General features: G+C 62.3%; 28 protein-coding genes and 2 pseudogenes. 16 read left to right on the top strand and 14 right to left on the bottom strand.

Annotation, left to right across the window (positions count from 1 at the left end; all coding sequences use genetic code 11):
- Both NKJ94_RS19135 and NKJ94_RS19130 read left to right on the top strand, forming a co-directional pair.
- Positions 1-90, top strand: a 90-nt coding sequence (locus NKJ94_RS19135; RefSeq protein ID WP_130827500.1) for a DUF736 family protein, incomplete at its 5' end; no start/stop codon positions are given.
- 160 nt (positions 91-250) lie between these two features.
- A pseudogene (locus NKJ94_RS19130) lies at positions 251-421 on the top strand (DUF736 domain-containing protein); the annotation flags it as partial.
- Between the two features lie 193 nt (positions 422-614).
- Here NKJ94_RS19130 and NKJ94_RS19125 read toward each other — a convergent pair.
- Complete coding sequence (locus NKJ94_RS19125; RefSeq protein WP_023674290.1) at positions 615-830, bottom strand: helix-turn-helix domain-containing protein; 216 nt, start codon at positions 828-830, stop codon at positions 615-617.
- A gap of 126 nt (positions 831-956) precedes the next feature.
- On the opposite strand from NKJ94_RS19125, the gene NKJ94_RS19120 reads away from it, so the two are divergent.
- From NKJ94_RS19120 to NKJ94_RS19075, 10 genes are all read left to right on the top strand, one after another.
- Entirely contained in the window at positions 957-1,235 is a 279-nt protein-coding gene (locus tag NKJ94_RS19120) for a DNA -binding domain-containing protein (RefSeq protein ID WP_352527063.1), read from the top strand.
- Positions 1,236-1,405: 170 nt separating this feature from the next.
- The gene (locus NKJ94_RS19115) at positions 1,406-1,591 is read left to right on the top strand and encodes a transcriptional regulator domain-containing protein (protein ID WP_352527077.1); all 186 of its coding nucleotides are present in this window, start codon (positions 1,406-1,408) and stop codon (positions 1,589-1,591) included.
- A gap of 34 nt (positions 1,592-1,625) precedes the next feature.
- Complete coding sequence (locus tag NKJ94_RS19110; RefSeq protein ID WP_352527062.1) at positions 1,626-2,174, top strand: DUF2285 domain-containing protein; 549 nt, start codon at positions 1,626-1,628, stop codon at positions 2,172-2,174.
- Between the two features lie 114 nt (positions 2,175-2,288).
- The gene (locus NKJ94_RS19105; protein ID WP_352527061.1) at positions 2,289-2,579 is read left to right on the top strand and encodes a helix-turn-helix transcriptional regulator; all 291 of its coding nucleotides are present in this window, start codon (positions 2,289-2,291) and stop codon (positions 2,577-2,579) included.
- Positions 2,580-2,596: 17 nt separating this feature from the next.
- Entirely contained in the window at positions 2,597-3,028 is a 432-nt protein-coding gene (locus tag NKJ94_RS19100; RefSeq protein WP_352527060.1) for a replication initiator protein A, read from the top strand.
- Complete coding sequence (locus NKJ94_RS19095) at positions 3,025-3,585, top strand: S26 family signal peptidase (protein ID WP_352527059.1); 561 nt, start codon at positions 3,025-3,027, stop codon at positions 3,583-3,585. Before NKJ94_RS19100 ends, NKJ94_RS19095 begins: the two co-directional genes overlap by 4 nt.
- 45 nt (positions 3,586-3,630) lie before the next feature.
- Positions 3,631-3,957, top strand: a complete 327-nt coding sequence (locus NKJ94_RS19090) for a DUF736 domain-containing protein (RefSeq protein ID WP_352527058.1) — start codon at positions 3,631-3,633, stop codon at positions 3,955-3,957.
- A gap of 4 nt (positions 3,958-3,961) precedes the next feature.
- A complete protein-coding gene (locus NKJ94_RS19085; protein ID WP_352527057.1) occupies positions 3,962-5,008 on the top strand; it encodes a lytic transglycosylase domain-containing protein in 1,047 nt (348 codons plus the stop codon).
- Positions 5,005-5,256, top strand: a complete 252-nt coding sequence (locus NKJ94_RS19080) for a hypothetical protein (protein WP_352527056.1) — start codon at positions 5,005-5,007, stop codon at positions 5,254-5,256. The genes NKJ94_RS19085 and NKJ94_RS19080 overlap by 4 nt, the downstream gene beginning before the upstream one ends.
- Positions 5,253-6,995 (top strand): relaxase/mobilization nuclease domain-containing protein, encoded by a 1,743-nt coding sequence (locus NKJ94_RS19075; protein WP_352527055.1) that lies wholly within the window; start codon positions 5,253-5,255, stop codon positions 6,993-6,995. The genes NKJ94_RS19080 and NKJ94_RS19075 overlap by 4 nt, the downstream gene beginning before the upstream one ends.
- A 126-nt stretch (positions 6,996-7,121) precedes the next feature.
- Here NKJ94_RS19075 and NKJ94_RS19070 read toward each other — a convergent pair whose 3' ends face one another.
- The 10 genes and pseudogenes from NKJ94_RS19070 to NKJ94_RS19025 all read right to left on the bottom strand — a co-directional run bounded on the left by NKJ94_RS19070 (position 7,122) and on the right by NKJ94_RS19025 (position 19,408).
- On the bottom strand, positions 7,122-8,171 hold the full coding sequence (locus tag NKJ94_RS19070; protein WP_352527054.1) for an L-idonate 5-dehydrogenase: 1,050 nt from the start codon (positions 8,169-8,171) through the stop codon (positions 7,122-7,124).
- The gene (locus NKJ94_RS19065; RefSeq protein ID WP_352527053.1) at positions 8,168-9,574 is read right to left on the bottom strand and encodes a TRAP transporter large permease; all 1,407 of its coding nucleotides are present in this window, start codon (positions 9,572-9,574) and stop codon (positions 8,168-8,170) included. The genes NKJ94_RS19070 and NKJ94_RS19065 overlap by 4 nt, the downstream gene beginning before the upstream one ends.
- Before the next feature lie 3 nt (positions 9,575-9,577).
- Entirely contained in the window at positions 9,578-10,150 is a 573-nt protein-coding gene (locus NKJ94_RS19060) for a TRAP transporter small permease (protein WP_352527052.1), read from the bottom strand.
- A gap of 145 nt (positions 10,151-10,295) precedes the next feature.
- Positions 10,296-11,270 carry a sialic acid TRAP transporter substrate-binding protein SiaP gene (locus tag NKJ94_RS19055; protein ID WP_502896143.1) on the bottom strand — a complete coding sequence of 325 codons (975 nt, stop codon included), beginning with the start codon at positions 11,268-11,270 and terminating at the stop codon, positions 10,296-10,298.
- A gap of 51 nt (positions 11,271-11,321) precedes the next feature.
- Positions 11,322-12,041 (bottom strand): FadR/GntR family transcriptional regulator, encoded by a 720-nt coding sequence (locus NKJ94_RS19050; protein WP_352527051.1) that lies wholly within the window; start codon positions 12,039-12,041, stop codon positions 11,322-11,324.
- Positions 12,042-12,173: 132 nt separating this feature from the next.
- A complete protein-coding gene (locus NKJ94_RS19045) occupies positions 12,174-13,079 on the bottom strand; it encodes a DMT family transporter (protein WP_352527050.1) in 906 nt (301 codons plus the stop codon).
- Positions 13,080-13,470: 391 nt separating this feature from the next.
- A complete protein-coding gene (locus NKJ94_RS19040) occupies positions 13,471-16,071 on the bottom strand; it encodes a TRAP transporter permease (RefSeq protein ID WP_352527049.1) in 2,601 nt (866 codons plus the stop codon).
- A 57-nt stretch (positions 16,072-16,128) separates the two neighbouring features.
- Positions 16,129-17,082, bottom strand: a complete 954-nt coding sequence (locus tag NKJ94_RS19035) for a TAXI family TRAP transporter solute-binding subunit (protein ID WP_352527075.1) — start codon at positions 17,080-17,082, stop codon at positions 16,129-16,131.
- Positions 17,083-17,174: 92 nt separating this feature from the next.
- Complete coding sequence (locus tag NKJ94_RS19030) at positions 17,175-18,506, bottom strand: aspartate aminotransferase family protein (RefSeq protein WP_352527048.1); 1,332 nt, start codon at positions 18,504-18,506, stop codon at positions 17,175-17,177.
- Positions 18,503-19,408, bottom strand: a pseudogene (locus NKJ94_RS19025) (MurR/RpiR family transcriptional regulator). Before NKJ94_RS19025 ends, NKJ94_RS19030 begins: the two are co-directional and overlap by 4 nt.
- 97 nt (positions 19,409-19,505) lie before the next feature.
- On the opposite strand from NKJ94_RS19025, the gene NKJ94_RS19020 reads away from it, so the two are divergent.
- Both NKJ94_RS19020 and NKJ94_RS19015 read left to right on the top strand, forming a co-directional pair.
- On the top strand, positions 19,506-20,354 hold the full coding sequence (locus tag NKJ94_RS19020) for a beta-keto acid cleavage family enzyme (protein ID WP_352527047.1): 849 nt from the start codon (positions 19,506-19,508) through the stop codon (positions 20,352-20,354).
- A 146-nt stretch (positions 20,355-20,500) separates the two neighbouring features.
- A complete protein-coding gene (locus NKJ94_RS19015; protein ID WP_352527046.1) occupies positions 20,501-20,893 on the top strand; it encodes a GFA family protein in 393 nt (130 codons plus the stop codon).
- A 31-nt stretch (positions 20,894-20,924) separates the two neighbouring features.
- On the opposite strand, the gene NKJ94_RS19010 is transcribed toward NKJ94_RS19015, so the two are convergent.
- Entirely contained in the window at positions 20,925-22,433 is a 1,509-nt protein-coding gene (locus NKJ94_RS19010; protein WP_352527074.1) for a winged helix-turn-helix domain-containing tetratricopeptide repeat protein, read from the bottom strand.
- Positions 22,434-22,570: 137 nt separating this feature from the next.
- Here NKJ94_RS19010 and NKJ94_RS19005 point away from each other — a divergent pair, with 137 nt between their 5' ends.
- Complete coding sequence (locus NKJ94_RS19005; protein WP_352527045.1) at positions 22,571-22,813, top strand: DUF1127 domain-containing protein; 243 nt, start codon at positions 22,571-22,573, stop codon at positions 22,811-22,813.
- Between the two features lie 78 nt (positions 22,814-22,891).
- Here NKJ94_RS19005 and NKJ94_RS19000 read toward each other — a convergent pair whose 3' ends face one another.
- A complete protein-coding gene (locus NKJ94_RS19000) occupies positions 22,892-23,257 on the bottom strand; it encodes a DoxX family protein (protein ID WP_352527044.1) in 366 nt (121 codons plus the stop codon).
- Positions 23,254-23,619 carry a VOC family protein gene (locus NKJ94_RS18995; protein ID WP_502896137.1) on the bottom strand — a complete coding sequence of 122 codons (366 nt, stop codon included), beginning with the start codon at positions 23,617-23,619 and terminating at the stop codon, positions 23,254-23,256. The genes NKJ94_RS19000 and NKJ94_RS18995 overlap by 4 nt, the downstream gene beginning before the upstream one ends.
- Positions 23,620-23,909: 290 nt before the next feature.
- Between NKJ94_RS18995 and NKJ94_RS18990 the strand changes: the two genes are divergently transcribed.
- Positions 23,910-24,680 (top strand): AraC family transcriptional regulator, encoded by a 771-nt coding sequence (locus NKJ94_RS18990; protein WP_352527042.1) that lies wholly within the window; start codon positions 23,910-23,912, stop codon positions 24,678-24,680.
- Positions 24,681-24,698: the final 18 nt, after the last annotated feature.

Here is a 24,698-nt window from a genome sequence, read left to right as displayed (position 1 = left end):
AAGCTCGACGATCCGTCCTTCACGGCGCCGGTCTACGCCTCCCTCGTCCAGGGCGACAAGGGCGAGCACAAGCTCATCTGGTCGCGATGACCGGCCAAGGGCGCTCCGCTCCACAGCGGGGCGCCCGGCTTCCACCCTCGGCATTATGCGGAGCGGAAACCGCCAGAACAGGCGGAAAACCAAGCCTCACAGGCCAATGCTCCACATAATCCCACGCTCAGCATAATCGGCGTTATGCGGTGCTCCGCATAAGGTCGAGATCGGCGCCGCATGGTCCAATGAGGGCCGCGACTATCTCGGCCTGAAGTTGGACGATCCGAGCTTCACCGCTCCGATCTACGCCAACCTCTTCAACGATGAGGAAGGCGAAGGCTACAGCCTCATCTGGTCCCGGCCCAACGGCCGCCGCAACGCCGAGTAAGGCCCGACCAAGGCTCCGCCCGGACGAACAGGGCGGGGCCGATCTCCTTTCACGCGACAAGTTGAGCGCAGTCGCTGCGCAACGAGCTCCGTCGAACTTGGGGGCGACTACCGGTCGTGTTCGCGACTGGAGACTTCATTCCTGCATGTTGCCTCGCCGATCATCGAAAATTCGCGGTGTTTCCGACGTCAACTCACGGTGCCGATTTTCTGATCAACTCGCATGGGTCCACATTCAGCGCAGTTGCGATTCTTCCAAGAACACTGATGCTGGCCGAGACCCGAGCGCGCTCGATCGATCCGACGTAACGCATGCTCAGTCCAGAGCGGGCGGCCAGTTCCTCCTGCGTCACGTTCTGGTCATGGCGCAGACGACGCATGTTGGCCGCCATGATCTCCTTGAGATTCATGACGGATTAGGGACCAGAAAGGGAACTATCGTTCTAGGAATGATCGTTCCTATACGCTATGATTGGTGCTCGATCTAAAGGACGGCTCCTTCGAGATCGCGATCGAAATATGAACGGTCAAATATCATGCTTAAACCGCTGCTCGATCCTGATGTCGCCGACATTGCGCCGGATGCCCCGGTCCTGACCGGCTATGACGAGGAGCGTCTGCTCACCTACATTCGCCTGCTTGACGCGGCGGCGGAAGATGCCGATTGGCGAGAGGTGGCCAGGATCGTCTTGCATATAGACCCCGAGCAGGAGCCGGAGCGGGCGTTCCGGTCCTGGGAGACCCATCTTGCCCGCGCGCGATGGATGACGACCAGCGGCTACCGATCTCTTCTCGCTGGCGGCGCTCCGCACTGACGCCGCCGGCGTCGCTCCACTTTGCTGAATCGGCATGATGGTTTGCCGACTCTCCAACTATCCAACTTCCTCATCCCCCTGAATGTTGACGCCGATGCCTCACGTCCGGGTATGCGGAGAGGACAGGAACAGTGCAAGGCGATTGGACCGATGCGGCGGGGTACGCACACATGTGCAGCTACCAAGCTGAGGAGTTCGCTGCCGAGTATCTGATCCGGAATGACGAATTCATCGCCGAGTGTCGCCAGCTCGCATCGCGGCTCTCTGGTTCCGGAGAACCTGTCGACCAGCCCGACTTCGCCACCCGTTGGGGCGCGCGATTTCAAAACTGCCGGTGCCGGACGTCCGGAAGCTGAGAACATCATCTGGACAGAACAGGCCTCGCCGCGCGTGCTCCGGGCCACGCGGGTATCTGCCCCTATCAGCCATTTCCATCAGACAGTTCGACCCTCCAGCCTTGGCGGAGCCAGCGTTTGGCCGCAGGACGAAGGCCTTCACATTATTTGGTCTACCTCAATTGGGAAAAGCCATCTCGTCGCTGATGACCGCGCCGGTGAATTCAACGCTATCCTTCTACCGCTCGACGCTGCATTCGAGACGCGGCTCGATGCAGCGCGCCGGTTCTGGCGCGCACTGAACGGCCGGGCAGCCAGTTCATCCTACGGCGCGCTACCGCAACAGACCAAGACCAGGCATATCCTCAATTTACGCGCACATGACGGTCACCGCACGGGTGCAACCTATCGTCAGCTCGCGGAGGTGCTGTTTTCGCAAGAGCCGATTGTGCCGCGAGATTGGCGTGATCATCATCTCCGCCACAAGGTCCGAGCTACCTTACGTCGTGCAGCTTTTTTAGTCGCCGGCGGCTATCGCGATCTTCTCTTCTACCCCCACAGCCGTAGCGAAAAGTCCGGCCGCCGAAGTCTTTCGTCGGGGTAGCAAAAACGCGCCCCCCAATCTTTGCCCTCCCTCGCCTTTCCTCATTTCGATCATGTTCCACTTCGCGCGTCCCGGCAGGCCAGGACGACAGCAGAACCGAATGGAGATCGAGCGATGTCGAAGGGTCCCGCGGACGCGCCCCAAAAATATTTGCGCACAAAGGAGGCAGCACCCATCGTCGGGCTCTGCACCCGCACACTCGAAAAGCACCGGACCTATGGCACTGGCCCAAAATACCGAAAGGTCGGCGGGCGCGTTCTCTACGACATCAACGACCTGCACGCCTGGATAGAGCTCGGCGCACGCACCTCCACCAGCGATGCGAACGCGACCTATGTTCCGCCGGCAAAACCGCATGCAGCCCGCGCGCCGGCTTATGTCGGCAGGCGCGACCGCAGCTCCTGATCTGTGGCGTAACGAAAATGCAGTATGGCGCGACCGTTCAGCAGCAGCTTGCGCTGCCTCATGTCCCCTCATCCGTCTTCGCTTCACGCGGCACGCGGGGCCTTGTGGCGTGGCTGCTCATCTTATTGGTGAAATCCCGCCACCTGACACGGATCCACTTTCATGCAGACGAAGAATCGGCCTGCGGTGAGGCGGCGATTGTGCATGGCATGGCAACGATTTGGAACGCTGCCATCCTGGTCTGGGCTGCGTCGCAAACCGTCCACGCGCAAGCTAGGAGATTGCAACCGCGCCGCCTGCTAGCGGCGAAACAGCAGCAAACCCTGACCTTCATGTCGCCGCGTCAACGGCGGCACGTCCACAGCCGGATAGCCGCGCGCGAGCAGCCGCGTCCATACACGCGGAACCGTCATAAAGCTTGGCTGCTGCAGCGCAGGATCAAGTCATGAGCAAGCGCACAAAGATCATCGCCTCGATGGTTGGCGGCGCAGTGCTCGCCGCGGCGCCGGCATGGACTAGCCATCCGCCGCTGTCCATCTGGAACGCATCGGCGAGCATCCCCGTCGGGCTCTATCGCGTCCAGCCGGCCGACAAAATCGGTGTTGCCAATATCGCCGTCATCATGCCGCCCGAGCCATTGGTGGCCTTCATGGCAAGACGCGGGTATCTGCCGAAAAATGTGCCGCTCCTGAAGCGTGTTTTGGCACTCGGGGGCGCAACCGTCTGTCGCCAAGGCACAACGATCATCGTCAACGGCAAGACCTATGGACATGCGCGCGAGCGTGACAGTCGCGGTCGACCCCTGCCCATCTGGCAGGGCTGCCGCGACATTGCCGAGGCCGACGTCTTCCTCATGAACCCGGGTGCAGCCGACAGTTTTGACAGCCGCTATTTCGGCCCGCTCCCGCTCTCATCGATCGTTGGCCGCGCGGTTCCCGTCTGGACCACGGAGCGCACCACTCCGGTGCAGGATGTCACCAACGATCCCCTTGCCAGCGAGCCGTGACGGCTCGGCTCGACGCGCACTAACACTCATGAAAGGAGCACTGCAATGATCCAGATCGGTACCTTCACGCGCAATGATGACGGCTTCTTCGGCAATCTCTCCACGCTAACAATCGAGGCGAAGATTGCCATCCTGCCTGCCGACAAATCCAAAACCGAAAACGCGCCCGACCATCTGATCTATTGCGAAGGGATGGCGGTCGGTGCGGCTTGGGACCGCACCGGAGACAAGGCTGGGGATTACCTCTCCGTCTCAATTGACGACCCGTCCTTTACGCAGCCGATCCGCGCCAAGCTGTTCCGGTCCGATGCAGAGAACAGCGTCTGGAGCCTGCACTGGAACCGGTCATCGAAGTGCGACGGGCGAGGCTGAACAGATGCTTCTGGAGCCCTTCGACGAATCTTTCTCGCCAACCCTTTTGATCCATTGCGCGCCGGTCAAACCCTTCGACTCGATCGCCCGCGAGGCAGCTCAGAGGGGGCCGGGCACTTGCTTGTCGCTCCGGACGCCGATTTCATCGCAGTTTTTGCAAAGCTGGTCCGGCCGGCTAGGCCTTGCGCTTAACGGAAGCGAACACCGTGGCAAGCTGGCGGCGCATCGGTTCGGCGGTCTGCGAGATGCCGTCCACAGAGGCATGACAACGGTTGCCACCTGCGTCATGCTCGCTCTCGCGAGGCCCGACGCTGGTGCAGCGGCTTCCTCTCATGGTGAACGGCCGGCGCACTCCGAGAGCACGATCCTGTCGGCTGGCCCGTGGTCGGGGCATATCCGGGAAGCGGCTAAACGGTTCGCCATTCCAGAGCGTTTGCTTCGCGGCGTCATACAGATCGAGAGCTTCGGCGATGTTCGTGCGCTTTCAAGCAAGGGCGCGATGGGGCTGATGCAGATAATGCCGGCGACGTGGGAAGAACTGCGCATCAAATACCGTCTCGGTGACGATCCCTATAAACCGCGTGACAACATTCTTGCAGGTGCAGCATATCTTCGCGAAATGCTCGACAGCTTCGGGCGCAGCGGCTTTCTTGCCGCTTACAATGCCGGTCCTGGTCGGTACAAGGAACATCTCTCAGCCGGCCGTCCGCTGCCACGCGAGACGGTCGACTACGTCAGGAAACTCGCGCCGCTGCTCAATGGTGCAGTTCCCAGTCCGCGGCGCGCACGGCAAGGAAGGGGCAGAGCCAGCTCACTCGGTGCCACGATTTTTGCGCATCCCCATGACATTGGGAACGCCGCTGCATCGGGTGGCAATGGTTATGCAGAGACGATCTTCACGGCGATTCATTCGCCCGCAATGCGGTCGCCAATGGGCAATCCTGTTGCGGACCTGACCGCGACCGAGCCACGGCCGGGTGAAACCGATTTCCAATCGAACCACGCTGTTTGCGGCCTATTCACTCAGCCTTCTTTAGCCATATCGCGATGATCGCCACGTTCCTCCTCAATCGCATTCCGGCCTGTTCCGTCGCGGAAATTGCGGCGGAAGGGTTGGCCGCAGATGAGGGCGGAGAGAGTGGCAGGATAAAGGGCCGCGAGGTGCGGCTCGGTTCGGCCGATTGTTTTCCTTATAATTTTCGACTCATTTCGCGATGTGCTGGCACAATCGGCGATGTGCGCTATTCCCATTTTTTCAGTCTTTCAATGGAAACCGCACCTCGTGGCTGCCTAGCATGAAACGTGACGATAGCTTTCGCGTCCGCCCTGGTCGTATCCGCTCCCGCGCTGGCCAGCGCGCAAGACCCTTCATCTTCCAGGCTCTTGCGGCCACACAGCGCGCTGGCGGTCACCTTACACGCGAGGGCCGGATCACCTCCCCACGAGCTTCAACGTTTGGCCGCGGCAGGTCAGCGAGCATCCGCGCCAGTCGCCTCATCTCTGACCGCTCACGCGGCGCCGTTATCAAGGCCCGTGTGGTGAGGCAGTTCAGAGGGTCTGCGCCTCTCGCCACCCATCTCAAATATCTTCGCCGCGAAGGTGTTACACGTGATGGCGAGAAGGCGAGGATGTTCGGTCCCGACACCAAAGAGGCAGATCATGACGCCTTCTCCGACCGCTGCAAGGACGATCGGCATCACTTCCGTTTCATCGTTTCGCCGGACGATGCAATGGAGCTCGGCGACCTCAAGAACTTCGCTCGTGACCTGATGGTCGACATGGAGTGCGACCTCGGCACGAGGCTCGACTGGATTGCCGTCGATCACTGGAACACCGAACATCCGCACGTTCACATCCTCGTTCGCGGCGTTGCCGCCGACGGCGAGAGTCTTGTCATCTCGCGCGACTACATCCGCCAGGGCATGCGCGATCGGGCGAGCGACATTCTCACCCAGACGCTTGGGCTCCGCACCGACCTCGACATCCGCCAGGCCATCGAGCGGCAGGTCGACACTGAGCGCTGGACGCAGCTCGATCGCCAGCTTGTTCGCGACACCGACCGTCATGGCATCATTGATCTCGCGCCACACCCTGATCGCCAGCCCGACGAGTTCCTGGGGCTCAAAGTCGGCCGGCTCCGGCAACTGGAAAGGCTAGGCCTCGCGAACGAGATCCGTCCCGGCCAGTGGATGGTGGTGGAAGAGGCCGAGGCAACTTTGCGCGCCCTCGGTGAACGCGGCGACATCATCAAGCGCATGCACCGCAGTCTCACCGTGCATGGGCTAAAAAGAGGGACAGCCGACTATGTGCTGGCCGCCGAAAAGATTGATGCGCCCGTGATCGGCCGACTGCTCGAACGCGGCCTCGACGACGAACTGCGGGGCTCGGCCTATGCCATCGTCGACGGCATCGATGGGCGCACACACCACCTTCGCTTCCATGACCCTAATGCGGCCGGAGACTCCGACCCGGGCTCGCTCGTGGAGTTGTGCCGCGATGCGAGTGCAAATGGCGGTGGCCGGGTCAGGCTCGCCGTCCGCTCCGACCTCTCAATCGAACAGCAGGTCCATGCTTCCGGCGCGACTTGGCTCGATCGCCAACTCGTTGCACGCGAGCCTGCCGAATTCGGTGAGGGCGGCTTTGGAAGGGACGTAAGACAGGCGCTGCAAGATCGGGTCGACCACCTTGTCAGGCGCGATCTGGCCAGGCGCGAGGGACAGCGCGTCATTCTTGCGCGCAATCTGATCGATACACTACACGATCATGAGGTGGAATCGCTCGGTGCCCGCCTCGCCGCCGAGACGGGCCTGTCATTCACGAAGGCTGCCAACGGCGATCAAGTGGCTGGGATTTACCGGCGGCGTTTCTCGCTGGCTTCAGGCCGGCTCGCGATGATCGATAATGGACTCGAATTCAAGCTCGTGCCCTGGTCGCCGTCGCTCGAAAAGCGATTGGGTAATCAAGTTACCGGGGTCGTGGGCTCGGATACGGGGGGCGTGGATTGGAGCCTGGGAAAGAAGCGCGGCATCGGGTTATGAAGGTTGCAGGCGTATGCTCTATCCTGATGCTAGGAAGCCAGCACGGTCCGTCGCACATTCTGTTTGTACCTGCACAGTGAAGCGCCAATTGCCTTGTCAAAAAAAAGGGACTTTGCGAATCCTCGATCAGCCCGCGGTCAGCACGACCTTGACACTCTGTGAGCGGTCGGCGGCAAGATGGAAGGCGTCGGGGGCGCAAGAAAGCGTGCGCTCCGCGGTCACCAGCTTTAGGACGTCCACCTCACCCGAAACGATGAGATCGACCGCCCGGCCGAACTCCTTGCCGAAGCGGAAGGTGCCCTTGAGGTCGATCTCCTTGGCCATTACCGCATTGGCAGGCAGCGGGATCTGGCCACCGGGAAGATTGCCGACCTGGACCACCGTGCCGCCGCGCCGGACACTGGCGATCGCCGCGGCAAGGCCTGCGGCAGTGCCTGAAATCTCGAACGCCACATCAAGCGAACCGCCGGCGGCGAGCGCCTGGAGCTCGGCGTCGCCGCTAGAAAGGTCGATCGTCCTGTCGGCGCCCAACCTGCGGGCGAAGGCGAGCGGAGCGGCGGCGATATCGGCGACGGTAAGCTCAGCGCAGCCGGCAAGCCTGGCCGCGAGCATGGTCAAGAGACCGATGGGGCCGGCACCGAACAGGATGACGTTGCGGCCACTGATGTTGCCCGCCCGCGCGACGGCGTGCAGGCTGACCGCCAGCGGTTCGGCAAGTGCGGCCGCCTGGTAGGCCACATCAAATGGAACCTTGAAACATTGCGCGGGCGTGGCGTCGAACAGACTGGCGAAGCCGCCCTGCATATGCGGCGTCTTCGATGCCGAGCCCATGAAATGGATGTTTTCGCAGAGATTGGCGCGGCCTTCCAGGCATCGCGCGCAATGCCCGCACCAGCGCGACGGATTGACCGCAACGTGATCGCCGACGCCCAGGCCGGGCGCGGCGCCGTTGATCTCGACGATTTCGCCGGAGATCTCGTGGCCGAGGACAAGCGGCGAGGTGACGACGAAGTCGCCGGTTCGGGCATGGCGGAAATAATGCAGGTCGGAGCCGCAAATGCCCCCCGCGCCGAAACGCACCCGCACCATCCCTGGCGCCAGCGGTCCCAGCGGATGCGCCACCATACGCAGGTCCTGCGGGCCGAACAGCGTTGCGGCAATCACCTGGCCGCTCACCGGATCAGGCCCATCTCGGTCGGCAGCCAGAGCGTGATGGCGGGTATGAAGGTGATCAGAAGCAGCGCCACTATAAGCGGCACCAGCCATGGCAGGATCGCCATGGTGGTACGCTCGACCGAGAGCTTGGCGACGCGCGACAGCACGAACAGCACCATGCCGAGCGGCGGGTGCAAAAGCCCGATCATCAGGTTGAGCGTCATGATCAGCCCGAAATGCACCGGGTTGATGCCGTAGACGGCGGCGACCGGCAGCAGGATCGGCACCAGAATGGTGATCGCGGCGATCGTATCGAGGAAGCAGCCGACCACCAGCATCAGGATGTTGACCAGGATCAGGAAGACCCATTTGTTTTCGGTGAGCGCGAAGATGAAGTTTGAAAACAGTTGTGCCGCCTGGCTGACGGTGAGCAGCCAGGCGAAGATCGATGCGGCGGTAACGATGAACAGCACCGAAGCGGTCGTCTCGATCGTGTCGAAGCTGGCCTTGGCGAGCAAGCGCAGCGTCATCGTTCGGTAGCGCACCAGCCCGAGAAAAAGCGACCAGATCACGGCCGCCATCGCCGCTTCGGTCGGCGTGAACCAGCCCATCGTCATGCCGCCGATCAGGATGACCGGTGTCATCAGCGCCATGACCGCGGAGAAGTCGAAATACCAGTCGGTCACGATCAGCACCAGCAGCGCGATACCGACCGCGATGTTGATCGACAGGCCAAGCTGCACGAGCACATAGCAGGCAATCGGAAAGGCAGCCACCACCAGCACCTCGCCCGCCGCTTCAGCCAGCCGCCGAAGCTCGAAGGGTGTGTCGGAGCCCCAGCCGCGCCTGTAGGCGAAGATGGCGACCGTGATCATCATCAGCACGGTCATGACCACGCCAGGCAGGATGCCGGCCATGAACAGCGCGCCGATCGAGACATTTGCCATCATACCGTAGATGACGAAGGGCAGCGAAGGCGGGAAGATCGGCCCAAGCGTCGCGGAAGCGGCGGTGACCCCGACCGCAGCGTCGATCGGGTAGCCGTGGTCCTTCATCGCCTTGATCTCGATGGTGCCGATGCCGGCGGCGTCGGCGAGCGCGGTGCCCGACATGCCGGAAAAGATCACCGATCCGATGATGTTGACCTGCGCCAGGCCGCCCTTCATCCAGCCGACCAGGGCAAGGGCGAAGGAATAGATGCGCCCGGTGACCCCGGCGATGTTCATGAGGTTGCCGGCCAGGATGAAGAAGGGAACGGCGAGCAGCGGAAAACTCTCCACCCCGGCGATCATGCGCTGGGCCGCGATGATGTCGGGCGCGACGCCGTAGATGACGAGGTAAAGGATCGAGGCGGCCGCCATCGAAACGGCGACCGGCACGCCAATGAGCATCAGGACAATGAAACCTCCGACCAGAAGCAGCATCGCTCAGACCCCTGCCGTCTCGAACGCACCAGGACGCTCGAGCACCGAATAGCCGCGCCTGTAATTGCCGATAAAGACCTGGATCGAGCGCAGAAGCATCAGCACGAAGCCGGCCAGTACGGCGTAGAAGAACCAGCGCCGCGGCAGGTTGACGGTGACCATGCGCTCATGCGCCACGATCGTGACGTAGCGCCACATCAGCCAGGATCCGTAGGCGAAGAATGCGATGCGGATAACATCGACGGCGAGCGCCAGCCAGCGGCCGACGCGCTCCGGCAGATAGTGGTAAAGCACGTCGACATGGATATGGCGCGACAGGCGCACGCACATGGCTGCGCCGAGAAAGACAACGACGACGAGCGCGTTGATGGCGATCTCCTCGGTCCAGGCAAGGCTGTTGTTCAGCGCATAACGGGTGAAGAACTGCAGGAAGACACAGACGACCATGCCCCAGAACACGGCAAGCGTGATCCAGTCCTCGATGCCGTGGTCCGACAGGTCGACGTGTACCGGCACCTCCTCGAAAGCCTGGGCGATCTCTTCGACGGTGATCTCGGTGTGGTGTTCCTCGGCCATCGGCGCGGGCTCCCGAAGCTGGTGGGTCGTCAAGGATTGGAAAGGCCGTCCGGCGCAACGTGAAGCCGGACGGATTGGCAGGCTAAAGCGGCGAATCCGATCGCCGCTCTCTCGTTTTGTTTGAGCATCCGAATTTTCCGATGCCCTACTTGATGGCGCGGATCGCTTCCCAATCGGCCTTGTTGTAGCCGAACTCCTCGAAGGTGACCTTCTCCAGCACATTCTTCTCGAAATCGGCACGGTCGACATCGGTCACGCTGATGCCGCGGTCCTTGAATACCTGCACCAGTTCCTTTTCGCGGGCGACGATCTTTGCCGTGGCGCGGGCGGCAGCCTCCTGCATCACCTCGGTGAAGATCTTCTTGTCCTCGTCGGAAAGCGAGGCCCAGCGCGACGCCGATATGATGGTGTTGAGATGATCGACGATGTGGCCAGTGAGCACGATGTTCTTCTGCACCTCGTAGAATTTCTTCGCCTCGATGGTGGTTAGCGGGTTCTCCTGGGCCTCGACCGTGCCGTTCTGCAGGGCCAGGTAGACCTCGGCGAAGGCAATCGGCGCGGTGTTGGCGCCGCAGGCACGCGGCATGGCCAGATAGGCCGGCACGTCGGGAACGCGCATTTTTAGGCCTTGCATGTCGGAGCACTTGGCGATCGGCCGATTCGAGGTGGTCTGCCGCGTCCCGTAATAGGTGGTGGCGGCGATGTGATTGCCGGTCTTGTCCTCATAGCCCTTGGTCAGGGCCTTGTAGACGTCGCTCTTGGTGTATTTCAGCAGATGGTCGGCATCACGGAACGTATATGGGAAATAGGTGACGCCGATCGGCGGATATTCGCGCGCCGCGAAGCTCGATCCGGAAATGATGATATCGACAGTGCCGAGCATCAGGCCCTGGTTGATGTCTGCTTCCTTGCCGAGCTGCGAGGCCGGATAGACGTCGATGGCGTAGCGGCCCTGGGTGCGCTTCTTGATCTCCTCCGCCGCCCATACGGATTCAGTGTGGAAGGGCTCCGACGTCTCGTAGACATGTGCCCATTTCAGGACCGTCTCCGCCGAGGCCGACGCCATGGGCATGGCAATTGCGACGATCGCACCGAGCAGAACTGCGTATTTCCTCAACATCTAATTCCTCCCTGGTTGGATTTGACTGCCGGATCTCCCCCCGGCCGACTGCTATTCCGCAACCTCCTTGGCTGCGGCTCTCTCATCGAAATTGCATGAGAATCTGATTTGCGACTGGCGCAGATGCTGCTGCATGGCGGCCTTGGCCCGCTCGGGATCGCGCGCGGCAATCGCATCGCGAACGGCACGATGCTCCTTTGCCGCGATCTGCCAGGAATCGCTGGTCTCGAAATAAATCGACAGGCGTTCGAAGTAAGGGTTCATGCGCTGATCGAAAAGCTCGCCGATGAAGCGCACCAGCACGGCGTTCTCGAGAATGCCGGCGACGGCGGTGTGGAATTCCCGGTCAAGCGCGATGGTCATCTTGTTGGGGTGACGCATGGCCTCCATTCGGCGCAGCACGTCGTCGAGCCGTTCGATATCTGCAGGCCGAACGTGGAGAGCAGCTTCGGCGGCGATCGCGCCTTCGACGAATTCGCGTGCGCGCAACAGCTCGAACGGGCCCTCCTCCATTTCGGGATCGGAGGCGGCGGCGCTCGGCGGATCGGTGACGTAGATGCCCGAGCCGACGCGGATGCGTATGCGGCCTTCGACCTCCAGTGCTATCAGCGCTTCACGAACCGTCGGGCGGGAAATTCCGAGCTGGTCGGCCAGATCCCGCTCGGTCGGCAGACGGTCGCCGACGGAAAACTCGCCAGCATCGATCAGCTGCCTGAGCTGATCGGCGACCTGCCGGTAAAGCCGGCGTGGTTCAACGGCCTGGATCGGCATGCGCGTCTAATCCCTCCCGGCTCGCCCTGGTACATTGGTCTGACCCATTGACCGCAAGCTTAGACAGACGACCCAGAGAGTCAAGCTCACCCGCGCAGCGGAAGGCGGCGGCATTGCGCAGTATTCCATGCGTCAGCGCCGTCCTCCGCGAATGACCAGGACGTTCCCGGCGGCGACGAGGACGAGCCCGATGATCGCGTAAGCGGTCCAGGCGTAGCCTTCCAGCGCCGTGGAGATCAAAAGCGCAAAGACGGGAAATATGACGGTCGCATAGCCGGCGCGGGCGCCGCCAATGCGTCCAAGCAGCGTAAGGTAGGCGGCGAAAGCCATGACCGTCGATATGACGGCGAGGAAGACCAGCGAACCGACGTAGGAAGCGGTCGTCGCGAACACGAACGGTTCACCGAGGAGGAAGGCCAGGAACGCAGACCACAGAGTGCCATAAAGCATACCCCAGGCGCTGGTTGAAACGAGCGGCAGGCCGCGGCGCTGGTTTGCGACGGAGACGAGATTGCCGGCGCAGAAGCTCAGCGTGCCACAGAGGCACAGCAGAAGGCCTATCAACGTGCCGCCGGAAAGCCCGTTCGCGGCGATTTCGGGAAAGAACATCAGCGCTATGCCGGCGAAGCCGATGACGCCGCCAGCGAGAATGCGCGGCGCCGGGCGCTCGCCGATGACCAAGGCACCAAGCAGCATGTTGATGACCGAGGCGAGCGAGAAGACGACCGAGAGCAAGCCGCTGACGAGATAGCCGGCGCCGTAATAGAAAAACAGGAAGTTCGACGAGAAGATGAGGATGCCGAGCACAGCAAAGCGCAGATGATCGGTGATCGGAAAGCGGAGCCGCCGGCCGGAAAAGCCCGCCCAGGCAAACATCAGCAGCGTGGCGATGGCGAAGCGCCAGACCAGATTGACCTCGTTCGACACGCCGCTGCCGACCTGAAGCTCGATCGCGAACCACGATGCGCTCCAGGCAATGACCGTCAGCGCGTAAAGCCCGTAGTCGACGGGTTCAAAAGGGCGGTCGCGCGTCGCCATGCGCATTTCCGCGTTAGCCGGTTCCGGGGCGGCGTTTGGTTCTCTTGTTACTGACATGCTGGCCATGGCTCAATTTTGCGTGCTTCCCATGTAAGTGAGGCAGGCCCGAGCGGTCATCAGAAAAATCGCGCTGGATTACGCCGCTGGCCAATTCGGCAACGGTTTCTGCCGCGGTCTGCGGTTTCCTTACAAGTCCTACGCCCTCACCGGCGTCTCCAGCGAGACACGCTTGTGGCGTGCCTGGCATCCAGTCAAGTTCAGTTCGAACGCTTGGAGGCGTGCGGGCATCCGGTCTATGTCGATGATCCCGCCCGCGCCTTTGCCGTCATGCGCGCATTCATCGCGTCTACTGGTGCGCCTTGATGCAAGACGTCTTCCGCTCATAGGACGCTTACAGACCAACTATCCGCCTTCGCCGCTTCTGAACCCAGACGACGAGACCGAGCAACAGCAGAGCCGGAATGGCGAACCAATAGCGCGACGGCCGTTCCGCAGGGACTAGCACCTGGTTGATTTCGTCGCCGGGCTGCAGGCCGAATTTGGCCGCCTGGCTGCCCAGTCGCACCACGCCGACCGTCACGCTGTCGCCAAGCGCACTGACGTCCAGGCCCGCAGCCTTCAGGCGTTCGGTCGACGAATTTGCGGGCCCGAGCTGCAGCCGTACCAGCTTCGATATCTCATCGCCGTTGAGGTTCAGTGTCGTCAGGCGCAAGCGAACTGCGCCTCCCTCGGCTGTCTCGTCGACGATACGGCCGAGTTCGGAGGCAGGTACTGCCCGATAGGGTTCGCTCACCTGATCGAGCAACAATCCCGGCCTGAACAAGATGAAACAGGCCACAAGCAACGCAATCGTCTCGTACCAGCGGTTGCGCACGAGCATCCAGTTCTGCGTCGCCGCTACAAACGAGACCATGGCCAGTGTGGACGTCACCACCATCGCGACGAAGTCGAAGGGACCTTCGAGATCGATCATCAGCAGTCCGGTGTTGAAGATGAAGATGAACGGCAAGAGACCGGTACGGATCTCGTATTTGAAACCCTGAATTCCGGTCTTCACAGGGTCGGCGCCGGAAATCGCCGCCGCAGCATAAGCCGCCAGCCCCACTGGCGGCGTCACATCCGCCATCAACCCGAAATAGAACACGAACATGTGGACGGCGACCAGCGGCACGGCAAGATCGTTCTGCGCCGCCAAATCGACGATGACCGGCGCCATCAAGGTGGCGACGACGACATAGCTCGCGGTTGTCGGCATGCCCATGCCGAGAATGATGCAGATCACCGCAGTGAATAGAAGCATGACGATGAAGCTGCCGCCCGAGATGAATTCGACCAGTTCGGTCATCACCAGCCCGATGCCGGTGAGCAGGACCGTGCCGACGATGATGCCGGCCGTCGCAGTGGCGATGCCGACCGTGGTCATGTTGCGCGCGGCGGCGGACAGGCCACCGACCAGATCGTCGAGACCGTGAAGCCAATGCGGTGCCAGTGCCCGGTCCTTGCGGAAAAAGGCGGTAAGCGGCCGCTGCGTGACGATCAGCGCCATCAGGGCAACAACGCCCCAGAATGCCGAGAGGCCGGGCGACAGTTCCTCCACCATCAGGCACCAGATCAGCAGGATCACCGGCAGCAGAAAATGCAGGCCGGTGCGCGCCGTCTCGCCGAAGTGCGGAATTCTGAGGATCTCACCTTCCAGATCCTCGAGCGGCAGGTCGGGATGGCGCGCCCGGTGGGCGACAAGGCCGATATAGACGGCGACCAGCGCGGCACTGATCATCCAGGTCGCAGCGGCGCCGAACACCACTTTGGTCCAGCCAATGCCATAGTAGACCAGGCCGGCCAGGACAATGAAGCCGCATACGCCCATCAGCCCGCGCAGCGCACCCTGAAATGCGGAGTGTGTGCTGCGTGACGGCAGGCCCTTCAGTCCCATCTTCATCGCCTCGATATCGACGATGTAGAACAACGAACCGTAGGTCAGCAGCGCGGGATAGAAGGCGTGCTTGACCACCTCGGCATAGGAGATGCCGACATATTCCGCGATCAGGAACGCGGCCGCGCCCATCACCGGAGGCATCAATTGACCGTTGACGCCGGCCGCGCATTCGATGGCGCCGGCTTTCACCGCAGAATATCCGACCCGCCGCATCAGCGGGATGGTGAAGGTTCCGGTGGTCACGACATTGGCGATCGAAGAGCCGGAAATCATGCCGGTCAGACCAGAGGCCACGACACCGGCCTTGGCCGGACCGCCGCGGTATTTTCCGAGCAGCGAGAAGGCAAGCTGGATGAAAAAGCCACCGGCTCCGGCGCGTTCCAGCAATGTTCCGAACAGAACGAACATGAAGACGACATTGGTGGACACACCGAGGGCAACACCGAAGACCCCCTCCGACGTCAGCCACATCTGCGAGGCCGCGCGCGATAACGTCGCGCCCTTGTGGCCGAGCAGGCCAGGAAGGTGAGGCCCGGCGAAGATATAGATCAGCATGATCGCCGCGATGACGGTGATGGCAGGCCCAACCGCGCGACGCGCGGCCTCGAGCAGGATGAGGACGCCGGCGATCGAGACAACCAGGTCAGCCGTAGTGGGAAGACCCGGCCGATGGGCGATATCGCTGTAGAAGACCAACAGATAGAGGGCGGACGCCGCCCCGGCGATGCCTAGCACCCAGTCGGGCAGCGGCACCCGGATGCGCGACGAGGTCTTGAAGGCCGGAAACGTCAGCATCGCCAGAAACAGGGCGAAGGCCAGGTGGATGGAGCGGGCGATGCCGTCGCTGACGACACCGAAATTGAGCATGAACGGAAGGGGCGAGGCATACCAGAGCTGGAACAGCGACCATGCCAGCGACACACCGAGGATCAGCTTCGCGGTGAGGCCGGTTGGCTTGCGCCCACCGGTGTCGGCCTCGGCGACGATCTCGTTGAGCTTGTCAATGTCGATGGCGGGTTGGTCAGGCGCTCCCGCCTGCTGGCTTTGATCTGTCATCGTTCCCCACAATCATTTGCAATGCGAGGCGCCCGCGGGCGCCTCGCATTGGAGGCCTCAGAGCCAGCCCTTTTCCTTGTAGTAGCGCTCCGCGCCCGGATGCATTGGCGCCGACAGACCGGTCTTGATCATCTCCTTGGGGTCGAGATTGGCGAAGGCCGGATGCAGCTTCTTGAAATCGTCGAAATTTTCGAAGACCGACTTCACCAGCTCGTAAACCACCTCATCGGGCGTGCTGGCGTTCGCCACGACGGTAGCGCGGACGCCGAATGTCTTCACGTCGTCTGGGTTGTTGGCGTACATGCCGCCCTTGATGGTGGCGACTGAATAGTAGGGATGAGCTGCTAACAGCGCGTCCACTGCCGGACCGGTCAGCGGGACGAGTTTGGCACCGCAGGCCGTGGTCGGATCCTGGATCGCGGCGGACGGATGACCGACGCCGTAGAAGAAACCGTCGATCTTATTGTCGCATAGCGCGCTGCCCTGCTCGTCCGCCTTCAGCTCTGCGGCAAGCGAGAAATCGCCGAGCCTCCAGCCCATCTGCTTAAGCAACTCCTCCATCGACGAGCGGGTGCCTGACCCGGGATTGCCGACGTTGAAGCGTTTGCCTTTGAAGTCCTCGAATTTGGCGACGCCGGCATCGGGCCGCGCCAGCACGGTAAACGGCTCGGGATGGACGGAGAATACGGCCCGCAGATCCTTGAACGGCTTGCCGTCGAAATTTCCGGTCCCGTCATAGGCCTGGTACTGGACGTCCGATTGGGTCAGGCCGAAATCGAGGTCGCCGGTCTGGATGGAGTTGACGTTGAAGACGGAACCGCCGGTCGACTCCGTCGAGCATCGGATGCCGGTTTTCTGCCGGTCCTTGTTCATCAGTCGGCAAATAGCGCCGCCGACAGCGTAGTAGACGCCGGTGACCCCGCCGGTGCCGACCGTGACGAAGCGCTGCTCGGCGGCGACGGACGGCAGCGCCAGCAGCATGCAGGCCGCCGCGCCGATCAGGGTTTTCATTGAACTATACATGGTTGCTACCTCTCTGGTGGTTGTCCCGGCCCGTCGCCGATGACGTTGGAACTGGTTTGAGGCGGTCCGCGTCGCGCAGGTCAGACCACTGAAGCGATCGCAGCATCGATCGCCTCACCGAGCCGTTCGACGATCCGATCAATATCCTGTTGGGAAATGATGAAGGGCGGCGCAACAAGCACATGAACGCCCCGCACACCGTCAATCGTCCCGCCCATCGGATAAATCATCAGGCCGCGGGCCATTGCTTCGCGCTTGATGCGGGCGTTGAGTTCAAGCTTCCGGTCGAACGGCTCCTTGGTGGCGCGATCAACCACCAGTTCGATTCCTCGAAACAAACCCCGCCCACGAATGTCGCCGACGTGATGGTGATTATCGAAGCGCTGGCGCAGACGTTCGTCCAACTGCGCGCCCATTGCGCTGACGTTGTCGAGCAGACGGTCGCGCCGGATGACCTCCTGCACGGCAAGGCCGGCCGCCGCCGCCATGGGATGCCCCATATAGGTATGTCCATGCTGGAAGAAGCCCGAGCCTTGGGCAAAGGCGTCGAAGATATGCCGGCCGAGCAGCACCGCGCCAATCGGCTGGTAGCCACCGCCGAGCCCCTTGGCGATGGTCAGCAGGTCGGGAGCGATGCCGTCCTGCTCGCACGCATGCAGCGTGCCGGTACGGCCCATGCCGCACATCACCTCATCGAGGATGAGCAGCACGCCGTAGCGGTCGCAGATCGCGCGAATGCGTTTGAAGTAATCGGCGACCGGCGGCACGGCGCCGAGCGTGGCACCCACCACCGGCTCGGCGACGAAGGCGATGACCTCGTCCGCGCCGAGTTCGAGGATCTTGTCTTCGAGCTGCTGGGCGGCGCGCGCCGCGTAGGCTTCGTCGCTTTCGCCATACTTTTGATAGCGATAGGCGTAACAGGGGTCGATGTGATGGGTCTCGATCAGCAACGGCCTGAACTGGGCGCGTCGCCATTCATTGCCGCCGGTGGCGAGAGCGCCGAGCGTATTGCCGTGATAGCTCTGCCGGCGTGCGATGAGATGGCGCCGTTGCGGCTCGCCTTTCTCGACAAAATATTGCCTGGCCATCTTGAGCGCGGCCTCGATCGCTTCCGAGCCGCCGCTGACCAAATACACATGATCCAGCCCTCTCGGCGCGTCCTCGACCAGCCGATCCGCCAAGCGTTCCGCCACCTCGGTGGTGAAGAAGCTGGTGTGGGCGTAGGCGATGCGGTCAAGCTGGGCGTGCAGCGCGGCAATCACGTCGGGATGGCCGTGGCCGAGACAGGACACGGCGGCGCCGCCCGACGCGTCGATGTAGGACTTGCCCTCTGCGTCGAACAGTTCAATGCCATGGCCGCGAACGGCGACCGGCAGCCTCGAGTGGATGGTTCGATGGAGGATGTGTGTCATCGGCGGTCTCTCACAGGCGTTGTCTTCGGCGGACGCTGGTTCAGGTGGGTCCTGAGGGCAGCGCCCTGCTCATCGAAGCGTCGCAGCGACTCAACGGCGCCCTCGCCTGCCTGGCCGGCAACAAGAGCGCCAAGGACCTCCGCGACGATGAAGGCCGGCGTCATGGTGTGGAAAAAGGACGGACTGCCTGTCGGCACGATGACCAGGTGATCGGCAAGCTGCGCCAGGGGCGCCACTTCACTGTCGGTGATCGCAATGATCGGCACGCCGCGGCCGGCAGCGAACTCGACAAGCTCGATGGTGAAGCGCGTGTAGGGCAGGACGCTGGCGGCGATCAGCACGTCGTCCGTGGTCGCGTGACCGAGGGCGTCGCCGTCGGTTCCCCGATGCCGTGCAACAGCACCGATTTCTCGCCGATCAGCGACAGGATGTAATGCAGATGCCAGGCCACCGCGTGGCTCGAGCGCAGGCCAAGGCAATAGACGCGCCTTGCCGCAGTCAGCGCTCTGGCCGTGTCGACCAGACGGTCGATCGACCTGCTTTCGGCGAGGTGGGCAAGCTGGCCGGAAATTGAATCCAAGATGTCGGCCGCCAGGGCATGGTCGCCCTTGAGCTTCTGGCTGGCCACCTGGAGGCCCGCCTTGCCGGCGAAACCGATCTCGCCGCCCCGGATTGCGGCGGCGTAGATGTCGCGCACGGTCTCGTAGCCATCAAGGCCGAGATGCTGGGCCAGCCGCGTCATCGTCGCCGGCTGCACTCCGGCGTGCCGGGCCCTGCTCGCGCATGGACAACAGCGCGACGTCATGCGGCTTGTCGAGGATGTAGCGGGCGGCGGACCGAAGCTGCGCCGACTTGCCGTCGAAGGCATTGACGATCTGTCCAGCAAGCTCTCCCTGGTCCATGGATATTGCTAGCCCGCCAGACCGGCGATTGCAACGTCTGTTTCAGTATGGTCAAAGATTGATTCATATGACTCGTATTCGCCCGAAAAACGTCTCCATGAAGCCGGCCCCTGGTCTCGACCGCATCGCCATAGCCGTCGCGCCGAACGGAGGGCGTCGCAGCAAGGCCGACCATCCGGCGATTCCGCTGACACCGGCCGAACTTGCGCGGACGGCCGCGGAATGCGCCGACGTCGGTGCGGCGATGATCCATGTCCATGTCCGCGACAGAAGCGGCAACCATCTGCTCGACGCCGACGCCTACCGCCAGGCGATTGCCGCCATCCGCGGTGCTGCCGGCGACCGGCTGCTAATTCAGATCACCTCCGAAGCGCTCGGTATCTATTCGCCAGCCCAACAGATGGCCGTCATACGAGATGTGAAGCCAGAAGCGGTCTCCCTGGCGCTTCGCGAAATCGTTCCGGATGCCGGATCGGAACTCGCCTTCGCGCGCTTCATGGCCTGGCTGCATAAGGAGCGTGTGGCGCCGCAGATCATCCTCTATTCGCCCGAGGAGGCTGTCAGGCTTTCGGATATGCAGCAGCGCGGACTGATCCCCTGGGCAAGCATACCGGTTCTCTACGTGCTGGGCCGCTACACGCCGGGACAGATGTCCGTTCCTGCCGATCTCCTGCCATTCCTCGCGGCGAACATGCCGCGCTTCGATCATTGGAGCGTCTGCGCCTTCGGCCGCAACGAAGCGGCGTGTGTGACCGCCGCGGCGCTGCTCGGCGGTCATGTCCGGGTCGGGTTCGAAAACAATCTTTTCCTTCCGGACGGCAGCATAGCTTCGTCCAACGCCGAACTGGTAGCGACTGTCGCACGCATATTCGCCGACTGTGGCATCAACATCGCCTCGGCTGCCGAGCTGACTGCTCAATGGAACGCGTCGTTTCGTTCCATATAACTCCGTTCGTCGTCGTGACAAACCGAAGCGTATTTTCGGCGGCAAGCTCGCGCAAGGCATAGCGAGGCGGCCCGCGGCGGGCAATTGCAATGACAGTGCCGGTCGTTGTAACCATTCCGACCGCTTGATATTGGAGGAGACGCAGCATGGACCGATTCACCGGCGGTTGCCTGTGCGGCAACGTCCGAATTGTGGCGTCGGGGCGCCCATACCGGGTCGGCCTTTGTCACTGTCTCGACTGCCGCAAGCATCATGGCGCCCTTTTTCACGCTTCCGCGATATTTCCTGAGGATGCGGTGACGATCGACGGCGAAACACGCGACTACGCCGGGCGGTTTTTCTGCCCCCGCTGCGGCTCGTCCATTTTCGCACGCACCGCCGACGAAATCGAAGTGAGCCTGGGATCGCTGGATGCGCCTGACCAACTGATGCCAACCTACGAAAGCTGGATCGTCCGTCGCGAGTCCTGGTTGCCGCCGTTTCCGCTGACCAGACGATACGAGCGCGATCGTGACACCACGGGTCGCTTTGAGGAATAGGTCGCACGCCCGGTGCGAAGGCGCCGTTGCGTCACTCTGGAAGACCGGCCTTGCGGAAGCCATCAACAAAATGCTCAAGCGTCGCAGCGTCGCGGAATGGCTCCGTCGTGGCCCAGTGGCGGGTTGTGAAATGCGGGTTGCCGACGAGGAACAGTTCGACCTCTGCGCGCGCCTCGTCGAGCCGCCCCAGTTGGGCAAGGCTTGCCGCCAGGAAACGGCGTGAGCTAGTACGATAAGTCTCGTCCCTGCGCAGTGTCTCGACAGCGGCTTCGTATTCGCCGGCCGCATATTGCGCCTGGCCGAGCGTCAGATAGTACCAACTAGCCGGAAACGGGTTCAGCCGGAACGCCTTGCGAATGTGCTCAAGGCCCTCATCGACCCGTCCGGCCAAGACCGCGATGTCGGATAATGCCGCCCAGGCATCGGCCTCGTTCGGGTCGAGCTCGATTGCCTTGGCGAATTCCGCATCCGCCTCGGCGAAGCTGCGCTCATATGCAAGCAGGTAAGCCAAAACCCAGCGGCAGCCGGCATCGTTAGGGTCGATCGCCACAGCTTTGCGCGCCAGTTCCAAAGCAACGCTACGCGATGTTTCGGTTGGTCCGCCGGAATGCACCCATCCCATCCAGTGGTTCATGGCAAGCCAGCGATAGGCCTCGGCATATTCCGGATCGAGCGAAACCGCGCGGGTGAGCATCAGATGCGCTTCCTGCGCCGTCTGCGGCGAATCATCCATCAGCTTGCGCGCCCGCACGCAGAGATCGTAAGCCTCGAGATTTTTGGGCCGATTGCGCGGCGGCGGTGCACGCAGCCGGCCGAGTAACGCCTCGACGATCTTGCCGGTGACCTCGTCCTGAACGGCAAAGATATCTTCCAGGCTGCGATCGAAGCGTTCCGCCCATAGATGATCGCCACTCACTGCGTCGACCAGCTGTGCGTTGATGCGCACGTGCCCCGCGGCGCGCCGTGCACTACCCTCCAGCAGGTAGCGGACGCCAAGGTCCTGTGCGATCCCGCGCACGTCCATCGCCTTTCCTTTGTAGGCAAAGGCCGAGTTGCGTGCGATGACGAACAGGCCGGAGATCCTGGACAGGTCGGTGATCAGGTCTTCGGTCAACCCATCCGCGAAGGATTCCTGCTCGGGATCGTTGCTGACATTAACGAAGGGCAGCACGGCTATCGATGGTTTGCTGGGCAGCGGCAAAGGTTTTCGCTTCGCGCCGCCGAGCTGTTCGATGACCCCCGTGAAGCGGTAGCCGACGCGCGGAACCGTGGCGATCCATTCACCGCCGTCGGCGGCCGGGCCAAGCAGCTTCCGCAGCAGCGCGATCTGGACGGTTAGGTTGCCTTCCTCGACGGCTGTGCCCGGCCACGCCGCGTCCATCAACTCAGCCTTGCTCAGGATTTCGCCGGGCCGTCCGACGAGTGCCGCAAGCAGCTTTAGCCCGCGGTAGCTGACGGCAACAGGGACGTCGTTCCGAAGGAGCGTTCCCGCACCCGGATCAAGCACGAACGGACCAAAGGCAAAGCGCGATCCCTGCATACGGCGCATCTATAGCCCGTTTGGAAGTTTTGAGAACTATTTGGGAGAGCTTAATTACGACGCTGTTCGTATCCTGCAGAATTCATCCTCTTTCAGGTCGAGGGGCCCCCGGACCCTCAAACCATATGGAGGTTGCCATGAACGATATTCCCACCTTTGCCTCGGCCCCGCTTCAGGCAGCGCGGCCGGCGGAAGCGTCGCGTCGGCGCTACAGCCTGGCGACGCTGCGAAGCATTATCGCGGCCTGGCGCGAGCCGACACGCTTTCGCTGGGACCTCAAGCGATTGGCGGAGACCAATCCCCATCTGATCGACGATATCGGTCTGACGAGACGACAGGCCGACGAAGAGATCGCCAAGCTGCCCTTCTGGCAGCGATAGGCGAATGCTGCAAAGACACCGGATCGCCAACGAGCGGCTGATGGCAGATGAAGACGAAGCCGCCGCCCCGAAACGACGTCACAGGCTACTGGTCGCGGCGACGATCAATCCGCCCAAGACGGCAACATTGATGGTGAAGCCGGTACGAAGGGTTTCCCGTTCGTCGCCGCTGTAGCGCCAGAAGTTAAGCGCCATGAAAGACGCTGCGATGGTGAATACGGCCAAAGCTGCGGCGGGATAGGGGTCACCAACGTCCGTTGCGAGACAAAAGCCAGCTCCGATCTCCAGCACCGATCCGGCGGCGAGGAGAGGCTTGGGAGCGGGAAAGCCTCGTTCGGCCAGGGACGCTGCAATCGCCCGAAATCTAAGGAAATGCCCGGCGCCCGCCCAGATAAAGACGCCGCCGAGCAAAACCAACCCAAGGTGATGGAAGAACGCGATCATTCCTTGCTGCCGTCTTCGGTGTAAACCGCAAGCTCGTAACCATCCGGGTCCGCGAAATGGAAGCGCCGGCCGCCGGGGAACCCATAGATCGGCCTGACGATCTTGCCTCCCGCTTGCTCGACACGCTTGACCGTTCCCGGCAGATCATCAGCATAGAGAATGACGAGTGGGCCTCCTCCCGACTTCGCTGGCCCTGCCGCAAAGCCGCCTGACAAGCGGCCATCGTTGAACTCGCAATAGTCCGGGCCGTAGTCAGTGAAGGTCCAGCCGAAAGCTTTTCCGTAGAAGTCGCGTGACCGCTGAGTGTCTTTCACGTTGAATTCGACGTAGTCGATCCGTTGGTCGTTGGTGTTACCCATGATGCATACCTCTCGGTGTGATGTACGACGCCGAAAGCTAAGCACGCCCATCGCTTGCCGGATTGAACAAAACGGCCATCGACGTATGAGCTGCACGCGGCGCTGCCGATGGCGATGCATCTGACATGATTATTCACCTGCCCTCTTCCTTCCGGCCGGAAGAAAACAACCGGTTCTTGCAACCGTTCTCGATCGGCAGAGTTGTCGGTCGTGCAGATTTGTTGTCTCGAGCGAGGGCCGGGACATTGTCGCTGCGTCGTAAGTTCACCGTCGGCAATCCGAAGAGGAGCGAGATGAACGATCCCGTCCCAGCGCAGGCAACGGGTTCATTTCATGAACGCGTAGCGCCGGCGCGGCTTGGCGGCAGCTTTGCTTCGGTGTGGGTGCATCGAATGGACCCGCCGAGCGCACCACCAATCGTTGTGATGCCCGACGCGACGATCGATCTGCAATGGATCGGAGGCAGCTTCCGAGTTGCCGGCCCCGACAAGGAGCCGCAGACCGAGATTCTGGCGGCAGACGAGGTCGTGATTGGTTTCCGCTTTCATCCTGCCACGGCGGCGGCATGGCTCGGCGTGCCGCAAATCGAGCTGGTCGGTCAGAGGCTGTCGCTCGACGATTTGTGGGGAGCGCGGGCTCGGCGCCTCGCCAGCCGCGTGCGTATTAGCGACAGGCTCGAAGATCTGGCCTGCTCGCTCGAACAGATCGTCGCCGCGGAGATGGCTTGCCACGAGACTGACGTTCCCATGCAAGCGGCCTATCGCTTGATCGAGCGCGGGCCGCCGGCCGACGCGCCTCTCGTCCCTTGGTTGATGCGCGCGCTTGAGATGAGCGAAAGGACGTTGCGCCGGCGCTTCGACGAGAGCTTCGGCTATGGCCCGAAGACGCTTGACCGTATCCTCCGCTATCAGCGCTTTCTGCGGCTTTCGGGCCAATCGAACAGCGCTACGGCCATCCTGGCAGCCGAGGCGGGCTATTGCGACCAGGCGCATCTTGTCCGCGAGAGCCGACGCCTAACGGGAAGCACCCCTCGACAGATTCATCGTCTGCTGCAAGACGGATGAAACCACGGACGCTGCCCC

The sequence above is a fragment of the Mesorhizobium sp. M0060 genome, assembly GCF_040323155.1.
Lineage (GTDB): Bacteria > Pseudomonadota > Alphaproteobacteria > Rhizobiales > Rhizobiaceae > Mesorhizobium.
Note: the sequence above shows the minus strand (reverse complement) of the source record. Positions and strands in the feature narration are given on the sequence as shown.